At 43.8% G+C, this 24,777-nt stretch carries 17 protein-coding genes; 9 read left to right on the plus strand and 8 right to left on the minus strand.

What is annotated here, in order from left to right; genetic code table 11:
• Positions 1-189: 189 nt before the first annotated feature.
• Positions 190-2,691, minus strand: coding sequence for an acyl-CoA dehydrogenase (locus tag ACI882_RS12735; protein ID WP_411744440.1), 2,502 nt, complete (start codon positions 2,689-2,691; stop codon positions 190-192).
• A gap of 982 nt (positions 2,692-3,673) precedes the next feature.
• Between ACI882_RS12735 and ACI882_RS12740 the strand changes: the two genes are divergently transcribed.
• The 5 genes from ACI882_RS12740 to folK all read left to right on the plus strand — a co-directional run bounded on the left by ACI882_RS12740 (position 3,674) and on the right by folK (position 9,465).
• Complete coding sequence (locus ACI882_RS12740) at positions 3,674-4,060, plus strand: hypothetical protein (protein WP_411745733.1); 387 nt, start codon at positions 3,674-3,676, stop codon at positions 4,058-4,060.
• Positions 4,061-4,310: 250 nt separating this feature from the next.
• Positions 4,311-6,917 carry an EAL domain-containing protein gene (locus ACI882_RS12745; RefSeq protein WP_411745732.1) on the plus strand — a complete coding sequence of 869 codons (2,607 nt, stop codon included), beginning with the start codon at positions 4,311-4,313 and terminating at the stop codon, positions 6,915-6,917.
• A gap of 649 nt (positions 6,918-7,566) precedes the next feature.
• A complete protein-coding gene (tsaD, locus tag ACI882_RS12750; RefSeq protein ID WP_411745730.1) occupies positions 7,567-8,598 on the plus strand; it encodes a tRNA (adenosine(37)-N6)-threonylcarbamoyltransferase complex transferase subunit TsaD in 1,032 nt (343 codons plus the stop codon).
• 8 nt (positions 8,599-8,606) lie between these two features.
• Complete coding sequence (gene folB / locus ACI882_RS12755) at positions 8,607-8,972, plus strand: dihydroneopterin aldolase (RefSeq protein WP_411745729.1); 366 nt, start codon at positions 8,607-8,609, stop codon at positions 8,970-8,972.
• Positions 8,965-9,465, plus strand: a complete 501-nt coding sequence (folK, locus tag ACI882_RS12760; RefSeq protein ID WP_411746998.1) for a 2-amino-4-hydroxy-6-hydroxymethyldihydropteridine diphosphokinase — start codon at positions 8,965-8,967, stop codon at positions 9,463-9,465. Before folB ends, folK begins: the two co-directional genes overlap by 8 nt.
• A gap of 22 nt (positions 9,466-9,487) precedes the next feature.
• Here the strand turns inward: folK and ACI882_RS12765 are convergent, their stop codons facing one another.
• Together ACI882_RS12765 and ACI882_RS12770 are read right to left on the minus strand one after the other, a co-directional pair.
• A complete protein-coding gene (locus tag ACI882_RS12765; protein ID WP_411745283.1) occupies positions 9,488-10,312 on the minus strand; it encodes a Cof-type HAD-IIB family hydrolase in 825 nt (274 codons plus the stop codon).
• A 191-nt stretch (positions 10,313-10,503) separates the two neighbouring features.
• Positions 10,504-11,850, minus strand: coding sequence for a substrate-binding domain-containing protein (locus ACI882_RS12770; RefSeq protein WP_411745284.1), 1,347 nt, complete (start codon positions 11,848-11,850; stop codon positions 10,504-10,506).
• Between the two features lie 158 nt (positions 11,851-12,008).
• Between ACI882_RS12770 and ACI882_RS12775 the strand changes: the two genes are divergently transcribed.
• Complete coding sequence (locus tag ACI882_RS12775) at positions 12,009-14,195, plus strand: YgiQ family radical SAM protein (protein ID WP_411745285.1); 2,187 nt, start codon at positions 12,009-12,011, stop codon at positions 14,193-14,195.
• A gap of 89 nt (positions 14,196-14,284) precedes the next feature.
• Here ACI882_RS12775 and glnA read toward each other — a convergent pair whose 3' ends face one another.
• The gene (glnA, locus tag ACI882_RS12780; protein ID WP_411745286.1) at positions 14,285-15,688 is read right to left on the minus strand and encodes a glutamate--ammonia ligase; all 1,404 of its coding nucleotides are present in this window, start codon (positions 15,686-15,688) and stop codon (positions 14,285-14,287) included.
• A gap of 382 nt (positions 15,689-16,070) precedes the next feature.
• Here glnA and thiI point away from each other — a divergent pair, with 382 nt between their 5' ends.
• Positions 16,071-17,531 carry a tRNA uracil 4-sulfurtransferase ThiI gene (gene thiI, locus ACI882_RS12785; protein WP_411745287.1) on the plus strand — a complete coding sequence of 487 codons (1,461 nt, stop codon included), beginning with the start codon at positions 16,071-16,073 and terminating at the stop codon, positions 17,529-17,531.
• A 2-nt stretch (positions 17,532-17,533) separates the two neighbouring features.
• On the opposite strand, the gene ACI882_RS12790 is transcribed toward thiI, so the two are convergent.
• From ACI882_RS12790 to ACI882_RS12805, 4 genes are all read right to left on the minus strand, one after another.
• Complete coding sequence (locus ACI882_RS12790) at positions 17,534-20,284, minus strand: PAS domain S-box protein (protein WP_411746562.1); 2,751 nt, start codon at positions 20,282-20,284, stop codon at positions 17,534-17,536.
• A gap of 29 nt (positions 20,285-20,313) precedes the next feature.
• On the minus strand, positions 20,314-20,760 hold the full coding sequence (gene secB, locus ACI882_RS12795) for a protein-export chaperone SecB (protein WP_411745224.1): 447 nt from the start codon (positions 20,758-20,760) through the stop codon (positions 20,314-20,316).
• 222 nt (positions 20,761-20,982) lie between these two features.
• A complete protein-coding gene (gene grxC, locus ACI882_RS12800; protein ID WP_411745225.1) occupies positions 20,983-21,243 on the minus strand; it encodes a glutaredoxin 3 in 261 nt (86 codons plus the stop codon).
• 14 nt (positions 21,244-21,257) lie between these two features.
• The gene (locus ACI882_RS12805) at positions 21,258-21,677 is read right to left on the minus strand and encodes a rhodanese-like domain-containing protein (RefSeq protein WP_411745226.1); all 420 of its coding nucleotides are present in this window, start codon (positions 21,675-21,677) and stop codon (positions 21,258-21,260) included.
• A gap of 207 nt (positions 21,678-21,884) precedes the next feature.
• Here ACI882_RS12805 and gpmI point away from each other — a divergent pair, with 207 nt between their 5' ends.
• Together gpmI and ACI882_RS12815 are read left to right on the plus strand one after the other, a co-directional pair.
• On the plus strand, positions 21,885-23,429 hold the full coding sequence (gene gpmI, locus ACI882_RS12810; protein ID WP_411745227.1) for a 2,3-bisphosphoglycerate-independent phosphoglycerate mutase: 1,545 nt from the start codon (positions 21,885-21,887) through the stop codon (positions 23,427-23,429).
• 180 nt (positions 23,430-23,609) lie between these two features.
• A complete protein-coding gene (locus tag ACI882_RS12815) occupies positions 23,610-24,758 on the plus strand; it encodes a murein hydrolase activator EnvC family protein (RefSeq protein ID WP_411745228.1) in 1,149 nt (382 codons plus the stop codon).
• Positions 24,759-24,777 lie beyond the last annotated feature (19 nt).

Genomic DNA, 24,777 nt, shown 5'->3' on the forward strand with positions numbered 1-24,777 from the left:
TCCGGTGTAAATTTAAGCCGTTCATAACAACTCGCTGCGCTCAAACAGTCATTCACTTTTAAATTTACCCCCTCACCCACGCCAGCATCTGAACGGAAGGGATGGTTATTGGTTGCGGGGTGCGAGTAAGGTCAAAACCGCTGAAGCTGTCAGTTTATAGCTTTCAGCTGCCAGCTGCCTTTCAAAAACCTACCGCTCTTTCGGCCGCTCCACTACTTTTCGTTTACCTGCTGCACCGTTTGCTAATTCTTTTAAACCGTCTGCGTCGAAGGCGTCGACTCTAAGCACATCATAAAGTGCTGTTAGTGCTTCTAGCAGTTTTTCAGATTCATCTTTGGTGATGATCTTCTCTTTGTAAGCCCAATCGACTAACTCTTTGCGTTCATGTCCCATGAGTAGCGTGATTTCGTCAATGTCATCTGCGTCTCGTTTGCGCAGTGCTTTGTGAAGAAGTTCGCGCAGGTCTTTTGTTTCATTTGCCAGTTGATAGGCGTTTAACACTCGGCCTAATGAATCGTCTGCTTTCGAATTGACATAGCAGCCTTGGGTTATTCGGTCGCGAACAGGTGAGTCTTTTACGATGCTCATGGCAACCTGAGTCCCTAGTTTATCATTTGGGCCATTTAAGCCAGTTGCGCCTAATGGAAATATAAGTATTCGCAGTGGCCAACGCAGTGCAGCTATTGGGAAGTTAATAATGAGTTCACGTAGTTCTTTTTGCAGGTCACGAAGGCAGGTTTGTAGGCTCCATTCTACGATAGAACGCTGTTCTTCGGGGTAGCCTTGTTCATACCAAAATTTAATGACTGCCGAGGCGTAATAAAGTTGTGTTAAACAATCGGCCATGCGTCCGGATAGGCGTTGGCGTGCTTTAAGTTCACCGCCTAGCGACAATAATGATACGTCGGTCATGAGCGCAAACGCAGCAGAAAAACGCCCGAGTTGACGATAGTATTGCTTGATGTCGCCTTCTTTCGGAGTTGGTTCTAGCCAGCCTTTGGATGCGCCTAATAGCAGAGCCCTTAAGGCGTTGCGGGTGGTGTGGGCTATATGCTTATAAAACAGTCCATCAAACTTTTTAATCGCTTGTTTTGGGTCTTCTAAACCTGCGGCGGCAATTTCATCTGCGATATAGGGGTGGCAGCGAATGGCGCCTTGGCCGAAGATCATTAGGCTGCGGGTCAGTATATTTGCGCCTTCAACGGTAATGGCAATGGGCACGGCTTGATAGGCGCGTGCTAAAAAGTTACGCGGTCCAGTAATAACCCCTCGGCCGGCAACGACATCCATCGCGTGATTTATAACGGTACGCATAAGATCGGTATTGCGATATTTAAGGACAGCGGATAACACCGACGGTCGAACGCCTCGATCGAGCATGCCTGAGGTTAAAACGCGCGCAGCGTCCATCATGTAGGTGTAACCTGCCATCGGTTCTAAGGCTTCTTGAACGCCTTCGAATTGGCTGATGGAACGGCCGAATTGCTCTCTGGTGAGTGCGTAAGAGCCGGTTGCTAAACAAGCATATTTACCGGCGCCGGCCCCCAATGCGGGTAATGAGATAGAGCGGCCAATAGACAGGCACTCTAATAGCATTGTCCAGCCTTTGCCGAGCATATCTTGACCGCCTATGACTTGTTCCATGGGAATAAAGACTTCTGTTCCCCAGGTTGGACCATTCATAAAGACGGTATTCATCGGTAGGTGGCGCGGGCCACGGTTAACGCCTTCTGTTTCGGCTGGTATTAACACGCAAGTCACACCTATGTCTGCGTCATCGCCTATCAGTTTATCTGGGTCATAGACTTTTATTGCCAAGCCTATCAAAGTAGCGACCGGTGCTAGCGTGATGTAGCGCTTGTTCCAGGTAACCTTTAAACCAATCGTTTCTTTGCCTTGCCACTGGCCATGACAAACAATGCCTTTATCAGGAATGGCGCCAGCATCGGAGCCTGCAACGGGAGACGTCAGTGCAAAGCAGGGTGTTTCTTCACCATTTGCGAGTCTCGGTAAATAATAATCTTTTTGCTGCTCGGTACCGTATTCCATTAACAGTTCACCCGGGCCGAGTGAGTTTGGCACCATGACCGTGACGGCTGCTGAGACGCTGCGGGTTGATAACTTCATGACTATTTCTGAGTGGGCGGTATGAGAAAACCCTTTGCCGCCTTTTTCAGCGGGTATCATTAGCCCAAAAAAGCCATTCTCTTTAATAAATGCCCAAACGTTTTCCGGAAGGTCGTAATCTTCGTGGGTCATTTTCCAGTCATCTAGCATGGCGCACAATTGCTCTACAGGACCATCGATAAAAGCTTGCTCATTGTCGGTTAATTTTGCTGGTGCTGTTTTGAGTAGAGTGTTCCAGTTTGGTCGGCCAGAAAACAACTCACCATCCCAGTCGACGCTGCCCGATTTGAGTGCCTCAGATTCTGTATCTGATAGCTTGGGTAGGCGTCCTCTTACCCAAGCCAGAAGGGGCGTACTGACTTTGCTTTGACGCAGTGGGTTTGGGAACATCAACAGAAAAGAAATAGCTAAGAGTGCACTGCCAAACAGAACACTCAAAATAGAACCATTATCCAAATACATGCCGAATAGAGTCAAAGCGACTAAGGAAAGTGCTGAGATTATAGCGGTGGTGTTGATATAAAATAGAGCCAGCGCGGCAATTAAAAATAGAAGAACACTCATGATAATTATTCCTTATTGCGTAAAAAATAATACCTATTTAAACAAAAATAGAACTGAGCATACGGCTTAACTACCCGTTTCTACTATCCACCTTCAAGCAAGAGAGTGCAAGTCTGCCAAGCCCACAAAAACTGTTTTCCAACCCATGTTCGATTAATTCAATAAGTTAGAGGATTCAATAAGTTTTATTGGATTTAAATCATGTATCTGGTCTTTTTTGGCACATGAGGATGATCCTTCAAAAGTATTATATCTGGTTAAAAAATAACCACCTAGTCTGGCGGGTGTCGATTGAGATGTGCGACCTGACAAAAACAACAACAAAGGTAAATCACATGGTTAAATCTATAGTACGGTTGTTCAACCCGCAGGTTACAACATTCGAGACTCCCATTTAAGAGCCTTTGGGGAAGTCGCTTTCAATACTCCTGCGGAAACTCTAGCAACAACGCAATCGTGCTCGCCTGTTAATCAAAACAGTTACAACTGCCAACATAAATTTTATACCCAAGACGGCAATTCACAATCTCGGTCCATAGTAGAAACTGTTTTTTATACCGGACCTTTAGCCACACAAAACCCATCTGACACAAATCACGGTCACTATTGGATTGGTGGCGCGAATGGCAATGAAAGTAAATGGGCAGTTAAAAAAGGACCCTCTTACCCTGACATTATCTGGGACTTTTTCAATCGTCATGCTAAAAATGGAGCGCTGCCTTACAATAAACCAGAGATAAGTGTACTTGGGGCTAACCCTATGTCCGTGGATCTTAATAATAATTTTGGTGATCCAGGCGCAACCGCAGTCGATGTTGAAGATGGAAGCGTATCCGTTCAGTCGAACTGTAACGTGAATACTTCAACCGTTGGGGCCTAACAGTGCGAATATTATGCAGTAGATAGCGATGGTTATAGCGATACCAAGTATAGGGTAGTTAATGTAATCGACCCTAATGCGCCAATTGAAAGCTGTGTCGTTGTGTCTGATAGTCCGAGTGGGCACATTAGTAATAATCGAGCAGTGGCCGGTGGCGCATACAATTTGCGTGCGATAAGTACAGGCGACACATTAGATATTGGCTATGCCTATGATAGTTGGGGTTCGGTTTTATTAACGGAAGGGGAAGCAGGTGCCTGGTTTTCAAATGCACCAAGCAATTGTGAAGGTACCGTCCCGCCGCCAGTAGGCAGTTGCGAAGATTGGTATGCGAGCAACCTCAGTCATAATTCAGCCGGTCGAGCCTATTACTCCATGGGTTATTATGCCGTTGGTTCTAATGATACGCTCGGAGCAATTTCCGGCAGCTATAAATGGGTCAGAGAAACCGCGAGTGGTTATTATGAAGTAGGCCAATGTCCTAACTAGTCTGACAATTGTTTGAATTCATTATTTTCATATCGCCTCTATTCCATAGAGGCGTTTTGAGTAGGTTATCTTTCCTTTTCGGTTTTATTCTGATCGTTAATAGCGCAATCGGCTATATAGCAGCACCTCCTTAGGTTAATTTGATCTTTATTACCCTAGAATGAAAAAACTATACTAAAGTACGAACAGTGTTTTCTATATTTCAGGAGTGGCGATAGGTAATGTTAGAGCGTGGCATAGGCCCAGCTAGATGAATGAGTTTGAAAACAATCCCGATGACATTGGGATGTATCTCAGTACGATGTTTAATAATGCTCAAGACTTTATATTTGTTAAAGACGCTGACTGCAGATTGGTTCTGGTCAATGAAGCCTATTGTCGTTTGTTTGGCGTGGCCAAGAGCGAGGTGATCGGCAAAAAACTAGCATGGGATTTAACCCCCGTCGAAATAGAACGGTTTTTAACCACCGACAGGCAAGTACTCGCCGATGGTCAAGAAGTTGTTTTCGAAGAGACGGTGACGTTTTCTGGATCTCAAACAAAGACGATAGCTGTGCGAAAAAATAGATATCTTGATACTCAGGGTAATTATTTTCTTGTCGGAGTCGGTCGTGACATTACTGATCGAAAAGAAACGGAATCACGCGAAAAAGCTCGTAATGCTGTTTTGGAATTAATTGCCAGAGGTGAACGGCTTTCGGTGATTTTGGGCGCCATAGTCAGCGCTGTTGAAAAGCAAAATCCAGGTATGTTATGCAGTATTTTATTATTAGATGACGATGGTAAACATCTATTAGGCGGAACTGCAGCAAGCCTTCCTGATTTCTATAATGAAGCTATTCATGGTATCGAAATTGGCTTAGGTGTCGGTTCATGTGGTACGGCGGCATTTCTCAATGAGCGAGTTATTGTTAAAGATATTCAAACTCACCCTTACTGGGAGCGTTATAAGGAACTGGCAAATAAAGCAGAGCTAGGTGCCTGTTGGTCAGAGCCGATTCGTTCCACCAAAGGAGATGTGCTGGGTACTTTTGCCATTTACCATCACAGTCCAAATGAGCCGAAAGATGTCGATATTGCCGTAATTGAACAGACTGCTTATTTGGCGAGCATCGCTATTGAGCAAGAGCAAAGTCACTTAGCACTTAAAAGTTATGAGTCGCGTTTTCATCAATTGCTCCAGTCCATTCCTTCGGTAGCGGTACAAAGCTACGATGAAAAGGGGATAACACGATATTGGAATAAAGCCTCTGAAAAATTATATGGCTACAGTGCCGAAGAAGCGATAGGTAAGAATTTTTTTAATCTAATTATTCCTAAGGCGTTGCACACAGACGTCCGTGAAGCAATGTTAGAGATGTTCGAAACTAAACGTGTTATTCCATCGAGTGAACTTACTTTGATGGCAAAGGATGGCTCGGACGTTAATGTCTTTTCCAGTCATGCCTTTGTACAAGTTCCAGGACAACCCCCTGAGATGTTTTGCCTCGATGTTGATTTGACCGAGCGCAAACAAGCTGAAGAAAAACTAGAACGAATCGCCCATTTTGATTTACTGACTAACTTACCCAATCGAGTATTGCTGGCCGAACGCCTTAGCTTAGCGATAGAACAGTGCAACCCTAGCGATAGGTTTGTTGCCGTTGCCTTCATGGACATAGATGGATTCAAAACCGTCAACGACTCTTACGGACATGATGTGGGTGATGAAATGCTTGTAATACTTTCAAAGCGAATGAAAGAGGCTTTGCGTGAAGGTGATACTTTAGCCCGCATCGGTGGTGATGAATTTATTGCCATTATGGTCGATATCGAAAAAGAAGAAGATTACATCCCTGTACTTGAGCGTTTACTTAAAGCAACCGAAGATCCCGTTATCTTAAATGGTGTCGTGCTGCAGGTGTCATCAAGTATTGGTGTCACACTTTACCCGCAAGATAAAGCTGATGCTGAGCAGCTTATCCGCCACGCGGACCAAGCGATGTATATTGCAAAGCAAGGAGGGAAGAACCGATACCACCTGTTTGATACCGTACACGACAATGCAATCATGACTCAATGGCAAAGTATTGACGAAATTCGATCTGCTTTAGATAGGCGCGAATTTGTCCTGCATTACCAGCCTAAGGTAAATATGTTCACTGGCGAAGTAATTGGCGTTGAAGCTTTAATTCGCTGGCACCATCGCGAACAGGGTTTATTGCCCCCTTCAGAGTTCTTACCCGTTATAGAAGGGCAAAAGATTAGTCTTGAACTGGGCGAGTGGGTTATAGATACCGCTTTATCTCAAATCGGCCAATGGAAAAATATAGGTGTTCACTTGCCCATCAGTGTGAACATCAGTGCTTATCAACTACAACAAGATGATTTTACTGAGCGCCTAGAGAGTTTGTTGTCAGGGCACCCAAATGTATCGCCTTATTTTTTAGAACTAGAAGTATTGGAAACCAGTGCATTAAATGATATCAATCAAATATCGGCGACCATGAAGGAGTGCCAAGTGCTCGACGTGCGCTTTGCTTTAGATGACTTTGGTACGGGGTACTCTTCACTTACCCATTTAAGGCATCTGCCCGCGCACCTGGTTAAAATAGATCTGTCCTTTGTGCAGGGCATGCTAGTCAATAAAGATGACCTAGCGATAGTTGAAGGTGTTATTGGTTTGGCCAAGGCGTTCCAACGCGAAGTGATTGCTGAAGGCGTAGAGACCACCGCCCATGGCGTTGCACTATTGCAATTGGGCTGTCAGTTAGCGCAAGGCTACGGTATAGCGCGACCCATGCCCGCCGATGAACTCCCGAATTGGGTCTCGACCTGGAAAGCAGACGATGCATGGCAGATAGAAGCAAACACTTGATCAGAACCACTTTACGCTTAGGAGGCAAATCACCTTCGAGTGGTCGCTGTTCGCGCCTCCCTGCGCCGCTAAACATCGGCATCCATGCCTCAGATTCCCACACAAAGCTAATTTCCCACCTAAGCTTACTTGCCAGCCGATTTTGAATTTTACTGATAGCTAAAAACTGACAGCTGGCAGCTTCACTAAACGCTTAGGTGGCAAATCACCTTTGAGTGGTCGCTGTTCGCGCCTCCCTGCGCCGCTAAACTTCGGCATCCATGCCTCAGATTCCCACACAAAGCTAATTTCCCACCTAAGCTTGCCTGCCAGCCGATTTTGAATTTTACTGATAGCTGGCAGCTTCACTAAACGCTTAGGAGGCAAATCATCTTTGAGCGGTCGCTGTTCGCGCCTCCTTACGCCGCTAAATTTCGGCATCCATGCCTCAGATTCCCACACAAAGCTAATTTCCCGCCTAAGCTGCCTGCCAGCCGATTTTGACTTTCACCCACAGCCCGAAGCCCGCAGCCAAAAACCGTTTTTCAAATCTTTTCCTTGCAGCTAAAAACTGTCAGCTGGCAGCTTTTATAAAAAAACTCACCTAGCCACCAAGACTTAGAATCGCTAAACTACGCGCCTTTCTAAAACTCTGTGGAACTCCTTATTTATGCGAGTCTTGGGCATTGAATCTTCTTGCGATGAAACTGGCGTGGCTATTTATGATAGCGAACAAGGCTTGATGGCGCATGTTTTATACAGCCAAGTAAAAATGCACGCTGAATTTGGCGGTGTGGTTCCTGAGTTGGCCTCACGTGATCATATTCGTAAACTGTTGCCTTTAATTCGCGAAGTATTTGCTAAAGTAGGCTTGGCTTTAGGTGAAGTGGATGGGGTTGCTTTTACCGCTGGACCTGGCCTGGTCGGTGCATTGATGGTGGGCGCTGCCACGGCTCGATCATTGGCGTTTGGCTGGGGTGTTCCGGCTTTGGGTGTTCATCATATGGAGGGTCATTTGTTGGCGCCTATGCTTGAAGATGAGCCACCGTCATATCCGTTTGTTACCCTGCTCGTGAGTGGCGGTCATACCATGTTGGTCGATGTCCAAAGCCCGGGTAATTATAAAATTTTAGGTGAAACCCTTGATGATGCCGCCGGTGAGGCATTTGATAAAACCGCTAAAATGATGGGGCTTCCTTATCCGGGTGGTCCTTTGTTAAGTAAAATTGCCGATGACGGTGTGGCAGGGCGGTTTAAGTTTCCACGGCCTATGGTCGATCGGCCCGGGCTTGACTTTAGTTTTTCAGGTTTGAAAACCTCTGTGCGTTTAGTCATTGCTAAGCATGTTGTAGATGAAGTTGTGCCTGATCAAGACATGGCGGATATCGCTTTTGCCTTTCAAGAGGCGGTTGTAGATACACTGGCTATTAAGTGTCGTCGTGCTTTGCAGCAAACAGGGTACAAAAACCTAGTTATTGCCGGTGGCGTAAGTGCTAACACACGCTTACGGGCGCGTTTGGCAGAGCTGGTTAAAAAAGAGCGTTGCCATTTATTTTATCCACGCTCAGAATTTTGTACCGATAATGGTGCCATGATCGCCTATGCTGGCTGGCTGCGTATGCGAGCTGGGCAAAGCTCTGCGCTTGGTCTGGAAATTAGGCCTCGTTGGCCACTAAATACACTTGAACCTATTTTAGAGTAAGGATGTTTATGCAAGATTGGGTCTATATTGAAGCCTTAAACGTTGAGTCTTTAATCGGTGTCTATGAATTCGAACGTGAAGCGAAGCAAACTTTGTTGTTAGATTTGAACTTAGCTTTTGATTGTACCAAGGCAGGCGAAACTGACGATTTGCAATATGCACTCGACTACGATGCTTTGTCGCAGCGAGTTCGGGCTTGGTCCCAAGAGCAAACCTTTGAATTATTAGAGCGCTATGCTCAGCAATTATGTGAACTTATTCACGTAGAGTTCGGCATTAACCTTATTCAACTGAGAATCAATAAACCAGCAGCTGTGGGTGGCTGTGCGGCAGTCGGTTTACGCATTGAGCGGCGGTTTGCTGCCCATGACTAGTCTAATTCAGGTAACGCTAAGCTTAGGTAGTAATATTGATCGTTTTAAGCATATTAATGCAGCTTTGACCGCGTTAGAAAATGAGTTTGGTGAAGTTATCAGTTCGCCAATTTACGAAAGTGAAGCCGTTGGTTTTGATGGCAGTGCTTTTTTGAATTCTATTGCCATTATTTATACGCAAAAGAGTTTAACCAATGTCATTAGTGTATTAAAAAATATAGAAGATCGTCACGGTCGGGACCGGACTGGGCCAAAATTTAGCCCGCGAACATTAGATATTGACGTGGTTACCTATGGTGGTTTTCATGGAAATCATGAAGGCATTGAACTGCCTCGTGCTGAGTTGTTTAAAAATGCCTTTGTACTGCGGCCTATGGCTGACTTGCTGCCTGAAGATAGCGTACCAGGTCTGACCTTGAGTTATGCTCAGTTGTGGCAGCAGTTTGATCAATCGAAGCAAGCACTCGCGCCGGTCAATTTTGTACGACGCTGATTGATATCTGCTATAAGGCTGTCTATTTCGCTTCGATAGCGTCTATCACACGGTTGATCATGACAGCAACGCCATTCTCCTCACAATTAAGTGTCACCTCATTAGCAAGGGCTTTTATGTCATCGGGTGCATTGCCCATGGCAACGCCTAAACCGCAATCACGAATCATGGTTAAATCGTTGTAACTGTCACCTAAAGCCATAACATGAGTTTTTTCTATGTCTAACTTCTTACAAATGACATCGATACCACGACTTTTGTCGACCGCTAAGTTTGTGAACTCTAAGAAAACAGGTTTGGAGATACTGATCATGAATTGATCGCCAAGTTGCTGTGCTAATGTTTCTTTCATTTGCTTTACTTTGTTAGCGGGTCCGGTCAAAAGTACTTTAGGGACCTTTTCGGTGACGAGAGCTTTCATATTACTAACAATACGGACAGGCATTCCTGTCAATTCGGCTTCAAAATCAGTATGGGGGTTTTCAATATTTGTGATGATCTCGCCTTCAACGTAGGTATGTAAGTTGCAACTTTGTTCGCGGGCAATATCAATAAGTAAATCAAGTTCTATTTTGGTTAAGCAGGTGTCGAATAATACCTTTTGGTTTGACCAATCTGTTACGTAGGCGCCGTTGTAAGAAATCACAAAACCATTTTTAGTAAATGCTAACTCATCAGCAAAAGTAGACATGGCGGGTGTTGGGCGACCGGACGCCAACACCAATGTAATTCCGGCCAGTTGTGCACGTTTGAGGGCTGCTCGATTAGCATCACTCACCTGTAATTTTGAGTTTAGTAAAGTATCGTCCATATCCATTACGATCATGCGAATGGCTTGGTAAGGCATATTAGTTCCGTTTTGGGCAGTTTTTAACGGCTAAGATTATCTAGGGTTTTAGAGATAAATCCAGCTTAAAAGCAACCAAGTTGACTTCCATCATTCTTTTCGATGACCTATGCATCAGATCTACCCAACACCTATAGTCTAGGTGAAACGTAGTAGACTCTAAAGCCGATTAGCCTGTTCTTTTTAATTCATTATCGAATCCATACTTCTACACGTAAGTTTCTCAGTGCAAATTTTTCATCAGTATTGTCGGCCACTGGATTCATCTCGCCATAACCCGTCATTGCATTTGTTTGGATACCAATGCTATTCAACTGTTGTTTGACTCTTAAAGCGCGTGCTTCAGATAGCAGTTGTGCTCTAAATTCTGAATTTTGTTTGTTAGCAAAGGCAACTAGCATAATCGAACGGTTTTGGTTTTCGGGTCGAGCCATATACTCTTGAATGCGTAAAAGGTCGTCTTGTGCCTTATTATCTAGTGTTTTTTCCCCTGGAGAAAATCGAAAGTTTGTGGTTAAACGCATGGAGCGTTCGATAATAAAACGATATCCATTCGGTAGGTTATCTGCTGGCTCGATTGACAGCTCGGTTAGATTTTGTGATACAAAGCCAGAGTTTGCTACGGTATTTTGCCCCGTTGGTGATTTCACAAAACTAAGGAAGTCTTTTGCAAAGGCATTACTACTATTCGCCTGATAAAGGTAAAGTCGACGTGATAGAGGGTAATCCTCAATAGCGATTGACGATACCTTAGGTAGCATTGGCTGACTCTCTCCATCAATAATCGCGACGGCCTTTGCATGCCCTATGCTCGCAAAAGCTGTAAACCCTATCGCGCCAAACTGAGATGAAACCTGTTTGGCTAGCTGATCATTCGATTCGTAACGTTTTATATTGCGTTTAAGTTGATAGCCACGACTCAGGACTAGGGCTTTAAAGGTATCAAAAGTGCCTGATTTATCATCACGAGCATGAATAGACACAGTTAAATTTGGACCGCCTAATTGTTGCCAATTGGTTATTTTACCAGAAAATAACTCACCCACTTGGCTAATGGTCAAGGAGGGAATAGATAAATCAGGGTGCGTTATTATGGCTAAACCATCGATCGCCAATACGGTTTCTGTTTCGTATTGAGTCAAATCTATGGTAGGAAATAGCGCGTTTTCACTTGGTTTTATCGGTCGCGATGCTGCAGCAATGTCTGCACGCCCATTTCGAATCTGCTCAAAGCCAGTTCCAGAACCGTGTGCTGCGACCAATATTTTAATGAGTTGCTTTGTTGGGCTTATAGCCCAGACTTCCTTTTCATTCGGTACAGAAGTTACTTTAATCTCTATAGAGTTAAACTTATGTTCTGTTAGCCAAGTAGCAATAAGGTTAGGCGCCAATTCAGCGCCAATCGTATTTGACCCGTGTATTTCAAAAAGGTAGCCATTTTTGTTTGCAACCACCTCCGTTGACTCGAAATTAATCGAGAATGCGGACATGGGATAGGCAATACAAACCAACAGAGCGACAAGCCATTTTCTAGTCATGTGGACTTCCATAAAAATGAGAGGTCAGCATAATAGATAGAATATATGACGTATTTATGACAGTTGCGCCATGTCCTTGTCATATTTTAGTGGCTTCGTTTAGAAAGCTTAGCTTTTCTGCTATCCTAAGCGGTTCAACACAGCCGTAGTAGATTTTCATGCATAAGACCGCCCCACACATATTCAAATACCCTAAATATTGGGCATCTTGCTTCGACCCTGCGCCTTTTTTACCGATGAGTCGGGAGGAAATGGATCAGCTTGGCTGGGACAGTTGTGACGTTATTGTGGTCTCAGGCGATGCTTATGTCGACCACCCCAGTTTTGGCATGGCGGTAATTGGGCGTTTATTGGAGGCTCAAGGCTTTCGAGTTGGCATAATTAGCCAGCCAGACTGGACATCGACAGACCCGTTTAAAGCGCTCGGGAAGCCGAATTTATATTTTGGTGTGACCGCGGGCAACATGGATTCTCTAATTAACCGTTACACTGCCGATTTAAAAGTTCGCAACGACGACGCCTATACGCCAAACAATGAAGGCGGCAAACGACCGGATCGTTCTGTATTGGTTTACAGTCAAAAATGTAAAGAAGCTTATTCTGATGTGCCAGTGGTCATCGGTGGCATTGAAGCCAGCTTGCGTCGAATTGCCCAGTACGATTATTGGAGTAACAAAGTACGCCATTCGGTTTTGTTTGATGCCAATGCCGATATTTTGCTATACGGTAATGCTGAGCGTGCATTAGTGGAAGTGACACATAAGCTTGCCAATAACGTACCGGTAGCAGATATAAAAAACGTTCGCGGCACGACTATTTTGCTTAAAGAAACACCACGAGACTGGGTTGAAATAGATTCAAGCCGAATTGACTGGCCACATAATATCGGTGAAGTGACCGAGTTTAATGAGCCAAATCCGTACGAAGAGAAAAAGCCAATAACAGAGGCGGGCGATAAAGCCAGTTGCGCTGCAAGTGAACAAGTCGACGATGTTCAAACCTTACGTATTGTGCCAATGCCACTGCAACGTAAAGCCGACATTGATCACGAGAAAACCTATATTCGTTTACCGTCTTTTGAAAAAGTTCGTAACGACCCGGCACTCTATGCGCACGCAAGTCGAGTATTACACGTTGAAGCAAACCCTCATAACTCACATGTGTTGGTGCAAAAACATGATAACTTAGAAGTCTGGGTAAACCCGCCACCCATACCATTAACCACAGAAGAAATGGACGGCGTATTCGATTTAACCTATGCGCGTGTTCCACACCCTAGCTACGGTAAAGCAAAAATACCGGCTTACGATATGATCAAAACATCGATTAACATTATGCGCGGTTGTTTTGGTGGCTGTACTTTTTGTTCTATTACTGAGCATGAAGGTCGAATTATTCAAAGTCGATCTCATGAGTCAGTCTTACGTGAAGTTGAAGACATGCGAGATAAAATTCCGAATTTTACCGGAAGTATCTCAGACCTCGGTGGTCCAACAGCAAACATGTATCACCTGAATTGCAAGGATGATGAAATACAGGCCAATTGCCGTCGACTCAGTTGTGTATACCCGTCTATTTGTAAAAATCTAATTACCGACCATTCGATGACAACAGAGCTCTATCGCAAGGTTCGCCGAGTAGAAGGTATTAAAAATGTCGCGATTGCCTCGGGCTTGCGTTACGACCTAGCGGTTGAAGACCCTGAGTATGTTGAAGAGTTAGTAACGCATCACGTCGGAGGCTATTTAAAAATTGCACCAGAACATACTGAAAATAGACCGTTGCAAATGATGATGAAGCCAGGCATGGGCACTTACGACCGCTTTAAGACAATGTTTGAAAAGTTTTCCCGTAAAGCCGGTAAAAAACAGTATTTGATTCCATATTTTATTGCTGCCCACCCAGGCTGTGAAGATGAAGATATGGTGAACTTAGCGCTTTGGTTAAAGCGTAACAATATGAAAGTTGATCAGGTGCAAACCTTTTACCCATCACCCATGAGCTTAGCGACGGCCATGTATTACTCAGGTAAGAACCCGTTAAAGCGAGTGACTTACAAAAGTAATCCAGTCAACATTGTTAAGAAAATCGAACAGCGACAATTGCAAAAAACATTGCTGCGTTATCATGACAAGCAGGGCTGGGATACAATTCGGGAAACCTTAACCAATATGGGCTTGAAGCACTTGATTGGCGATGGTGAGAATCAATTGATTCCTGCCGCTGAAAAGCCTGAGTCACGTAAAAAATATCAGTCGCCAAATAAAGCCAAGCATTTGAATCGCCCCGGTAAACCCGTTCGAAAGCATGTGAAGAAAAAAGTGAAGTCGATTAAAAAAATGTAACAGCGTATTGCTCAATAAGAGCGTCGAGCTAATTTACGTCAAAAAAAAGCCTCACAAATGTGAGGCTTTTCAATTCTAAGAGTTATTGATTAGATAGAGTAGTACATATCAAACTCAACAGGGTGAGTGGTCATGTTCAAACGTGCTACTTCTTCCATTTTCAAACTGATGTATGCATCAATCGTATCATCATCGAATACGCCACCAACTTTCAAGTACTCACGGTCTGCACTTAATGCTTCTAATGCTTGCTCTAAACTAGTCGCAACAGTTGGGTATTCAGCTGCTTCTTCTGGAGGAAGATCGTATAGATCTTTATCAGCTGGGTCACCAGGGTGGATCTTGTTGATAACGCCGTCAAGGCCTGCCATCAAGAATGCTGAGAACATCAAGTATGGGTTCGCAGACGGGTCACCGAAACGTACTTCAACACGTTTGCCTTTAGGCGAATTAACGTATGGGATACGGATAGATGCAGAACGGTTGCGGGCTGAGTAAGCCAAAATAACAGGCGCTTCAAAATCAGGAACCAAACGCTTATAAGAGTTGGTTGAAGCGTTAGCAAAAGCGTTCAATGAACGAGCATGCTTAATGATACCGCCAGTATAAAATAAAGCCGCTTCAGATAATCCAGCATAGTCGTCGCCCGCAAACTGGTTAACACCGTCTTTCATATAAGACATGTGAACGTGCATGCCAGAACCGTTGTCACCAACAATTGGCTTAGGCATAAAAGTGGCTGTTTTACCGTACGCGTGAGCTACGTTGTGTACACAGTATTTTAGAATCTGCACTTCATCGGCTTTCTTAACAAGCGTATTAAGACCGACACCAATTTCACACTGACCTGCGTTCGCAACTTCATGGTGGTGTACTTCAATTACTAGGCCCATTGCTTCCATCGCATCACACATTTGTGTGCGAATTTCATGCAGGCTGTCAACTGGAGGTACTGGAAAGTAACCGCCTTTGACGGTAGGGCGGTGACCTGAGTTACCATCTGCAAACGTTTTTGCTGAAGACCAATGTGCCTCGTCAGAATCAATTTTATAGAAGCAGCCAGACATATCTACTCCCCATTTGACATCATCAAAAACGAAAAACTCTGGCTCTGGACCAAAGAAAGCATCATCGCCTAGCCCAGTAGAACGTAGGTAGTCTTCTGCACGTTTGGCAATTGAACGAGGATCACGGTTGTAGCCTTCACCTGAAGAAGGCTCTACGATGTTACAACGTATAATAACAGTAGCGTCTTCTGTAAATGGGTCAAGAACAGAGGCTTCGTCATCAGGCATCAAAATCATGTCTGATTCATTAATTCCCTTCCAGCCTTGAATGGAAGAACCATCAAACATTTGACCATCTTCAAAGAAACCGTCATCTACTTCAGATGAAGGGATCGTCACGTGATGCTCTTTACCTTTGGTATCGGTAAAGCGTAAATCAGCCCAGCGAGCTTCAGATTCTTTGATAAGCGAAATCGTTTTAGACATTATGCGTCTCCGTTCCATTTTTTATGTGTTAGGTGGCTATAGTAGCCGTTGTTGTACAAATTCTTTTGTCCGTACTTTGCTATGGATTTTCGATCATCATATATAAAGCACTAACAGTGTGCATAGTAAAGCAATCGCTATGCCAGACATTGAAGTTCCATGAATTAGCGGGCTCTAGGCCAATCAAAGGTAATTTACCTTGATTCTAGTGCGTCATTATAGTGCTATTGTTATTAAAGGGCACTGTTTTGGTGCTCTTTAATGTAAAGGATGAATTATTTAATTTTTGTGGTTTAAAACAGAGCTTTTTCATAGCTAGAAGGCTGATTCGGAAGCCAAGGGTGCTATAATCGCCGCCCAAATTCACACGCGCCTGATTATCATGAAATTTGTTGTTAAGTTCTTCCCTGAAATCACCATAAAGACAAAGCCTGTTCGTAAATTGCTCACTAAGCAATTAGGACAAAATATTCGTAATGTACTCGTGAAAGTCACGAGCGAGTCTAAAATGCGCAATTTGTGGGATTCCATTGAAGTCTGGACACCAGATGAAGCCAGTGACGCGGTCAATGATAGTGTCTATGGTGCCTTGGCCTGCATTCCTGGAATTGCACATATCAACAGGGTTATTGAGTTCCCATTGGTCGATTTAGATCAATTGGTTGAAGACACCTTGAGTGTGTGGTCAGAAGCCTTAGCGGGCAAAACCTTCGTCGTTCGAGCTAAGCGAACCGGACAGCATGACTTTACCTCCGTTGAGTTAGAGCGTTACGTAGGCGGTGGTTTAAACCAGCGTTCAGACGCGAAAGGTGTCGATCTGCACAACCCCGAAGTCACCGTCGGGATCGAAGTTCGTGATAAGCGAGTATTTGTTATTGACCAACGTCGTGAGGGTTTAGGTGGGTTTCCATTAGGAACTGCCGGTACAACCGTAACCTTAGTGAGTGGTGGTTTCGATTCAACGGTTGCCACTTATCAAATTATTCGTCGAGGTATTAAAACTCACTTTCTATTTTTTAACTTAGGTGGAGTCGCGCACGAAAATAGTGTTAAGGAAGTTATTTATTATCTATGGAAAAAATACGGCAGTTCTCATCGAGTTAAATTTGTCTCTGTACCGTTTGAAGGGGTTGTCGAGGGTATTCTTGATGAAGTTGAAGATCGGTATATGGGCGTAGTTCTAAAGCGAATGATGATGCGTGCGGCCAATAAAGTGAGCGATAAAATTGGTACCGATGCCTATGTGACTGGCGAGGCCATTGCTCAGGTGTCTAGTCAGACCATGATGAATCAACGTTTAATTGATGATGTAACCGATAGAATGGTCATTCGCCCACTGGCCGTTACCGACAAACAGACCATTGTTGATCTTGCGCGCCATATTGGTGCAGCTAGCTTTGTTGAGAGAATTCCAGAATATTGTGGCGTTATTTCACGTAAACCCAACGCAGCATGTAAAAAAGCCGATGTTGAGCAGGCGGAAACAACCTTTGATTTCAACTTACTCGATCAAGCGTTAGAGGCTGCAAAAGTAGAATCTATTGATACGATGGATTGGCAATCAACTGAAGACATGGATCGTGACATCAATGTCAAAGTTAATCGTGATACGGCGATTATTATTGATGTACGGCACCCGAATGAGGTTGAGCAGGGTGAGTTTACAATTGAAGGCCATGAAGTGATAAACATGCCGTTTTACAGTATTAATAAACGCTTTGTTGAATTAGATCCGAGTAAAGATTATTTATTGTATTGTGATAAAGGTGTCATGAGCAAAATGCACGCCTTGCACTTAAGTGACGCTGGCTTTAAAAATGTAGGTGTTTACCATAACGATTGAAGTTAATCGGCTATGGTAAAGCCATTCTTCTTATGATGTTTGCGCCAGTAAAGTGCTTGATCTGCACGGGTATAGAGGGTGTCGAAATCGTCGCCGTGTTTCGGGTAAAGTGACACGCCCATAGACGCAGTTGAGACAAACTCTTGATCTCGCCACTTAACCGGCTCCCCAAGACTATTTAAAATTTTCTGCGCGAAGGCATTAATGTCTTCTTGGTTATCTAGCCTTGCAATAATAACAAACTCATCACCGCCCAAGCGAGAAACAGTATCGTTAGTCCTAACATTACTGATAAAGCGACATGAGAGCTCTTTTAATAGTGCGTCGCCGGCTGGGTGACCGAACTGGTCGTTAATCTGCTTGAAATTATCTAAATCTACAACGATAAGCGCCACAACTTTGTTATCACGCCTCGCTTGGCTGGTTGTTTGGTGGAATCGGTCAGCCAGTAGAAGTCTGTTGGGTAATTGAGTTAACGGATCGTGAAAGGCAAGCTGTTGATAAATATGTTTATCAGACTCAAGCGACTTTTCTTTTTGTTTGAAATCTGAAATATCCTGAACCGCACCGTAAAGGTACTTTTTACTGCTGCCGGTTTCATAACCTGTTTGCGCGCTCACTCTGATCCAACGTTCGGGAATAAAGCCAGACAGTTTTAACTCCAGTTCTTGATGCGTGTCGGTTTTAAACGCTGTATTTACTTTCTCAAATACTAACGTTTCTGAATCTGGGTCGAGCACTTTTGAAATACTTTTTACAGTCAAATTATAGGAAGTTGGTATAGATAAGATGCGAAACGTTTCATCGGTGAAAATAAACTCTTGTTTTTCAACATTTAGTTCCCAGCCCCCTACGCGTGACATACGGCTGGTTTGACGTAAAAGGTTTTGAGAATGCTCGAGCTTTTTAACCGTTTGCCGAAAGGCAGTGATATCTCGAATAATCACCCAACTGCCGATAAGCTCGCCAGTGGGGCCCTTCATGCCACTGGCACGTATACTAATTCTTATATGTTCTCGATTTTTGTTGATGATTTCTTTTTCAAGAATATCGCTATAACCGCGTTTAACAACCTGTTCAATCATTAAGGCATCGACTTCCTCCCAGCCTGGAGGGGTGAAGTCTCTGAAGTTGAAATTACGCAGCTCTTCATGGCTATAGCCGATTAATTCGAGATAGGCTTTATTTGCATATTGAATTTCATCGTTAGGCGACCATAGGGCAATGGCATCAAAGCTGTTAGAAAATAATGAGCGAAAGCGATGTTCGCTCTCGGCCAGACTATCGACTAAACGGTCGCGCAATTTATTATCGCGCGAGATAGACCATACGCCTTCAGGTTCACCACTTTCAGAACGAATTAGAACAGTTCTGATCGAAACGGGAACCATTTCACCGGCTGATGAAATAAAGTTCTTAGCATAAACATCAGAGTAACCTCTAGTGAGTAGTTGGTCTCGAAAAACAGACTCTTCACGGTGAATATCTTCTTGAGGTGTGAGTTCTTTGTAGTTCATGCCAACTAACTCTTCTGCACTGCGACCTACCATGTCGCAGAAGGCTTTATTGGCTACTTCAAAGGTACCGCTAAAATTTGAATAAGCGATTGCATCAATAGACCGTTCTAATAGCAGGTCGAAGCGCTTTTTTTGCCGGCGATATTGTTTCTCTTGAGCTGAAATAGGATGAACAATACTCCATGCGCCATTATATTCATCTTTCTCTGAATAATGTGGAAATAGTTGAACAGATACACTAATTGTAGTGCCATCTGCACGTTGCAACTTTTTCTCAAAAGGTTCAGCAAAGCCTGTTTCGATGAAATGATTTACCTGCTCGGGAGGGAGTTCGAAGCTGTTTCTGGCGTTGAAATGGGCGAAGTGACGGCCAATAACTTGGTCGCGTTCATAGCCTAATATTTTTGCAAATTGCTCATTGATTTCTATATAAGTACCTTGCAAATTGGCTAAAGCAATGCCGTCTCTATTATTGTCGAAAAGGGCTTTAAAATGCGACAAGGTCGCGTTTAGTTTTTGCTGCAACTGGGTTGCGTGTGTTAAATCTGAAATAAAACACCAAAAAAACAATTGGTTGCCAATATCAAATGGCGTAACGCTAATGGAGACGTTAGTTTGTTCTCCCAACGTGCTTTTCAAAATACCAGTCGTGGTGAGCTTCTTCGTATCAGTCAACCATCTCGAAAACGGTCCACTCACTTGTAAAACTTCATCAATACTTAAAAACCCAGGCTGAAACGTACTTAGCCCCGTCAGCCGATTAAAAGCTTTATTGGTTGAAAGTATATTCATAGATTCATTGAATAAAATAACACCATCACTGGAATCATTAAATAACTGTAACCAGCCTCGCTGAGGCAAGGTTGCCTCTAGAGCATTTTCAGGTGCGAGTTTAAGTTGGTAGCCAACAACTTGGTTATCGTTGAATAATTTCTTAACGTAAAATGACGCGAAATTTTTAAAGCAACTGGTGCAGCCTAATACTGAAATATCACCTTGAACTAACCACTCTTTTTGGTGGTGAGTGGCTGTTGTTAACCAGTCTAAAGAGGGTTCAGTATCATCATTTGCGACTAGAAAGGGTTGCCCGATTAGGCTATTGCTATTGATGGCAATTTGCTGCGCAAGAATATTACTGACGGCCTGAATACTGCCGTCATTTGAACAAAGGATCGCCAAGCTGTCGCTGTTAGCGAAAGCACTTTGGTAGAGTGACTGACCATCATCCTCTGGCATTCGGTGATCCTACTATTTATTTGACCAACTTAGTTAGTCGTTGCATTCTCTGCTTCGGCCTTATTTTGGGCATACAGCGCATCAAAATTTACCGGCGCGAGCATTAATGCGGGGAAACTGCCTTTTACGACTAAAGCGTCGACTGCTTCACGTGCATACGGGAACAAAATATTAGGGCAGTACGCACCTAGCATTTGATCGCGATTCTCATCTGGAAAACCAGCTAGTGTGAAAATACCACCTTGTTGAACTTCACATAAAAAAGCGCTTTCTTCTTCAATTTTTGCAGCCACGGTTAAGGTTAGCACAACCTCATAAACGCCTTCGTCTAGTTGACGAGTTTGCGTATTTAAGTCTAGCTTAACTTGAGGCTTCCATTCTTTGCGAAAAACGCCAGGGGAGTTTGGGCTTTCAAATGAAACATCTTTTAGATATAAGCGCTGAATGCCAAATTGTGGTTGTTGCTGTTCCGTCATGGTGACTTCCTATTTTTATATTGTATTTACTATTGCGTAGCAGGCAATAAGGGTTGTGTTAAATGTAAATAACTAACGCAAGCAAGTATTAGGCGCTGTCGTAGTCAAAGTAATAGAATGATCGATATCTTTTTAGACCTAGATCATGCAAACCCTGAGTTTTGAGCATTGTGCCTGTAATTCGCGGCGTGTTTTGTTAATTATTGTTTAAATTACACGAAATTATGCTTGGGCAAGTAAGGCATCTAGCTTGCCCGCACGTTCTAAGGCATATAATTCATCACAGCCGCCGACATGTTGCGCTCCAATCCAGATTTGCGGCACTGTAAATTGTCCGCTTTCTGTGATCATTTTTTGTCGAATTTCAGGTTCGCCATCGACTAATATTTCATCAAAGGCAACCTGTTTAGAGGCTAGGAGCTGTTTTGCCCGAACACAAAACGGGCACCAGCTAGATGAGTACAACTTAACGGTTGCTGTCATGTGGACACCTTCGACTATTTCTTAATTAAAGGTAGGCTGCTGCTTTGCCATTCTAAAATACCACCGCGCATTTTAAAGAGCGAAGAGAAGCCTTCTTTGGCAAGAACTGCACCGGTTGCGCCAGCCGTTGTGCCGGTTTTACAAATTAGGATAATCGGCTGGTCTTTAAATGGCTCTAACTCACCTATGCGCTTTTGAACATCACGGGCGGGGATGTTAATAGCATTAGGTAAGTGGCCTTTATTGAATTCGTCTTTTGTACGAATATCGATCACTTTCGCATCTTCATTGTTAATTTTTTGCGTAACTTGTTGAGGTGAAAGCGCTTGGCCACCGCGGGCACCCTCGGTTTTCATAAGCAACAATGCTAAGCCAACCCACACTAATGTAAGTATCCAATGGTTCACCACAAATTCCAAAGCTTTTTCTAACATGTGTCAATCTCTAGACGATAAAAAAGATGCCGCAGTATACACAAGCTCGTCCTTTCTAACACCTGTCTTAATGCTTAAAATTCGTTCAAATAGATGTGTTTGAGATCAATAATTAGTGCTTTTACGAAAATTCGACTCGCAGTTTGGCGCCGTATCAGTACACTATTGTGTAATTTTCCTACATTTTTGGTTTAAGGAGCATGGATCATGGCAAAAGGTAAAACAGCTGTATTATTGATACTGGACGGGTTTGGCTACAGTGAAACGTCAAAATCAAACGCAATTGAGCTAGCAAATATGCCAGTTTGGGATCGTTTGTGGTCTCAATACCCGCATAGCCTAATCCAAACCTCCGGCTTGGCGGTTGGCTTACCTGATGGACAGATGGGTAACTCAGAAGTTGGACATATGAACCTCGGCGCAGGTCGTACAGTTTACCAACAATTAACTCGTATCACTAAAGCCATAAAAGATGGTGATTTTTTTGAAAACCCAGTTCTGACTAATGCTGTGGATGCATCTATTAAAACTGGCGGTGCAGTTCATATAATGGGGTTGTTGTCACCCGGTGGCGTTCACTCTCACGAAGACCATCTACACGCTATGGTCGATTTAGCTGTTCAACGTGGTGCGAATAAAATTTACGTTCACGCATTCCTAGATGGTCGCGATACACCACCTCGAAGTGCGATGCCTTCTATTGAGGCGCTTGAAGCTAAATTAGAGAAGTTAGGCGTTGGTGGCGTTGTATCGTTAATTGGTCGTTACTATGCGATGGACCGAGATAACCGTTGGGAGCGAGTGCAAAGTGCATACGACCTTCTTTTTAAGGGTACCGCGGATATTGTTGCCAGCACACCGATGGATGCACTTCATGCTGCATACGAGCAGGATAAAGACGATGAGTTTATGCCGGCGTCTTCAATTCGGGCAGATTCGACAGCACCGATCACCATAAATGATGGCGACTCGGTAGTGTTTATGAACTTCCGACCTGACCGAGCTCGTGAGTTAGCACGAGCTATCATTGATGATGATTTAGTTTCGGAACTTGATCGTTCGGTACGCCCTAAGTTAGCTAGCTTTGTGACCTTAACCGAATACGCTGGCAATATACCTTGTGAAGTCGCTTATCCACCAGAAGACTTGACCAATACCCTTGGTGAGGTGATTGAAAAGCGTGGTGGAAAGCAACTGCGCATCGCAGAAACTGAAAAGTATGCCCACGTGACATTCTTTTTCAGTGGCGGGCAAGAAGAAGAGTTCGAAGGTGAGAAGCGCATCTTGATCCCTTCGCCCAAGGTTGCAACCTATGATTTACAGCCAGAAATGAGTGCACCTGAAGTCACTAAAAACTTAGTTGAAGCAATCGCCTCTAAAGAGTTCGATTTAATCGTTTGTAACTACGCCAATGGCGATATGGTGGGACACACTGGGAACTTAGACGCCGCAATTAAAGCCGTAGAAGCACTGGATGTTGCCATCGGCGCAGTAACCAACGCAGCTCTAGAAGCTGACGCTGAAGTACTTATTACGGCAGACCATGGTAATGTAGAGCTCATGGTCGACCCTAAAACAGGTGGCGCAGTCACCAGCCATACTGTTTGTCCTGTACCTCTGGTCTATGTTTCAAATGGCAACACAGGCGCCACTTTAAGTGAAGGTGCCTTATGCGACATAGCGCCAACGCTGCTGTCCATAATGGGTGATGAAATCCCGGCAGAAATGACCGGTAAAAGCTTAATAAGCTAATTGTCAGTGCTTAATTGAAGTTGAGGTGCTGTTAAAAAGAGATTATTCCTGTTTTTACAGTACCTCAGCATTATCGCCAGCCCCCTAATGCTGCTTATTAAACGGCAATGATATGTGCTCTATCCACACCCTGCCTGTTTCTTGCTACTATGCGTCTTCCATATTTATTTGATGACTTTTGTGACTTACATCTCCCGCTTTATTTTATGTCTTACGCTAGTTTTTTGCGCGGTATACTCGTTTGCTGATGACGTTGCTGATCAAAAAAAGAAGCTCGATGCGTTAAATAAAGAGCTACAGGCGCTGCAAAGTGACTTAAGTAAAAAACAAAAAGACTTATCAGAGCAACAAAAGGCACTCAAAAAAGTTGAGACGGATATTGGCTTCGTGGCTAAAAAAGTAACTCAGCTAGGTAACCAAATAAAGCAACTAAATGTTGATATAAAGACTAACGAAGCGGCAATGGTTGAGTTAAATACCCAGTTGGCTGCTAAAAATGAGACAATATCTGCTATTTTACGCCTTGCTTACACGCAAAATAACCAGCCACTTATTAAACTTCTTTTAACGGGCAGTCGCCCTGAAGACTACGCACGACAGCTGTATTATTTTTCTATTCTAACCGATTACCAACAACAAACCCTAGCAGTTTGGCTTGAGCAAAAGCAAAAACTTGCGGAGTTGAATGAACGGACAGTAAAGCAGCGTGATACCTTAGTTGCACAAAATGAAGCGCTATTAGAGCAGACCAAAACATTGCAGTCGCAAAAGAATAAACGTGCGCAGGTGCTTGCTAATTTGGCCGATGAACTGGTCAGTACAGAAAAGCAAATTGAGCGTAAAGTCACGGAGCGAGCGGAGCTATCGCAATTAATTACCGACTTGCAAGAAAAGCTCGATGCCTTTAGCTTAGAGTTTCCCGATGCTGAGGATATTCGTAAATTAAAAGGCAAATTGGCTTGGCCAGTCAACGGCAAGTTATTAAACGGCTATAATAAGGTTATAGACGATAGTAATTTGAAATGGCAGGGTTTGACCTTAGCTGCTTCGGCCGGAACCCCAGTTCGGGTGGTTCAGAGTGGGCAAGTTGTATTTGCTGATTTCTTTAGAACACACGGGCTGTTGATGATTGTCGATCATGGTAATGGTGTCATGACCTTGTATGGCCGTAATCAGTCCTTATTAAAAGAAGTAGGCAGTTGGGTCGATACAGGTGAGGTGATCGCAGAAGTAGGGCAATCAGGTGGACACAGTCAAACCGGGCTCTATTTTGAAATACGTAATAATGGCCAGCCCGAAAACCCTTCGGTGTGGCTTAAAAAGAGGTAATGCGCCTTGAATGAACAAA

The sequence above is a fragment of the Reinekea sp. genome (genome assembly GCF_046710285.1).
In the GTDB taxonomy this organism is placed as follows: domain Bacteria; phylum Pseudomonadota; class Gammaproteobacteria; order Pseudomonadales; family Natronospirillaceae; genus Reinekea.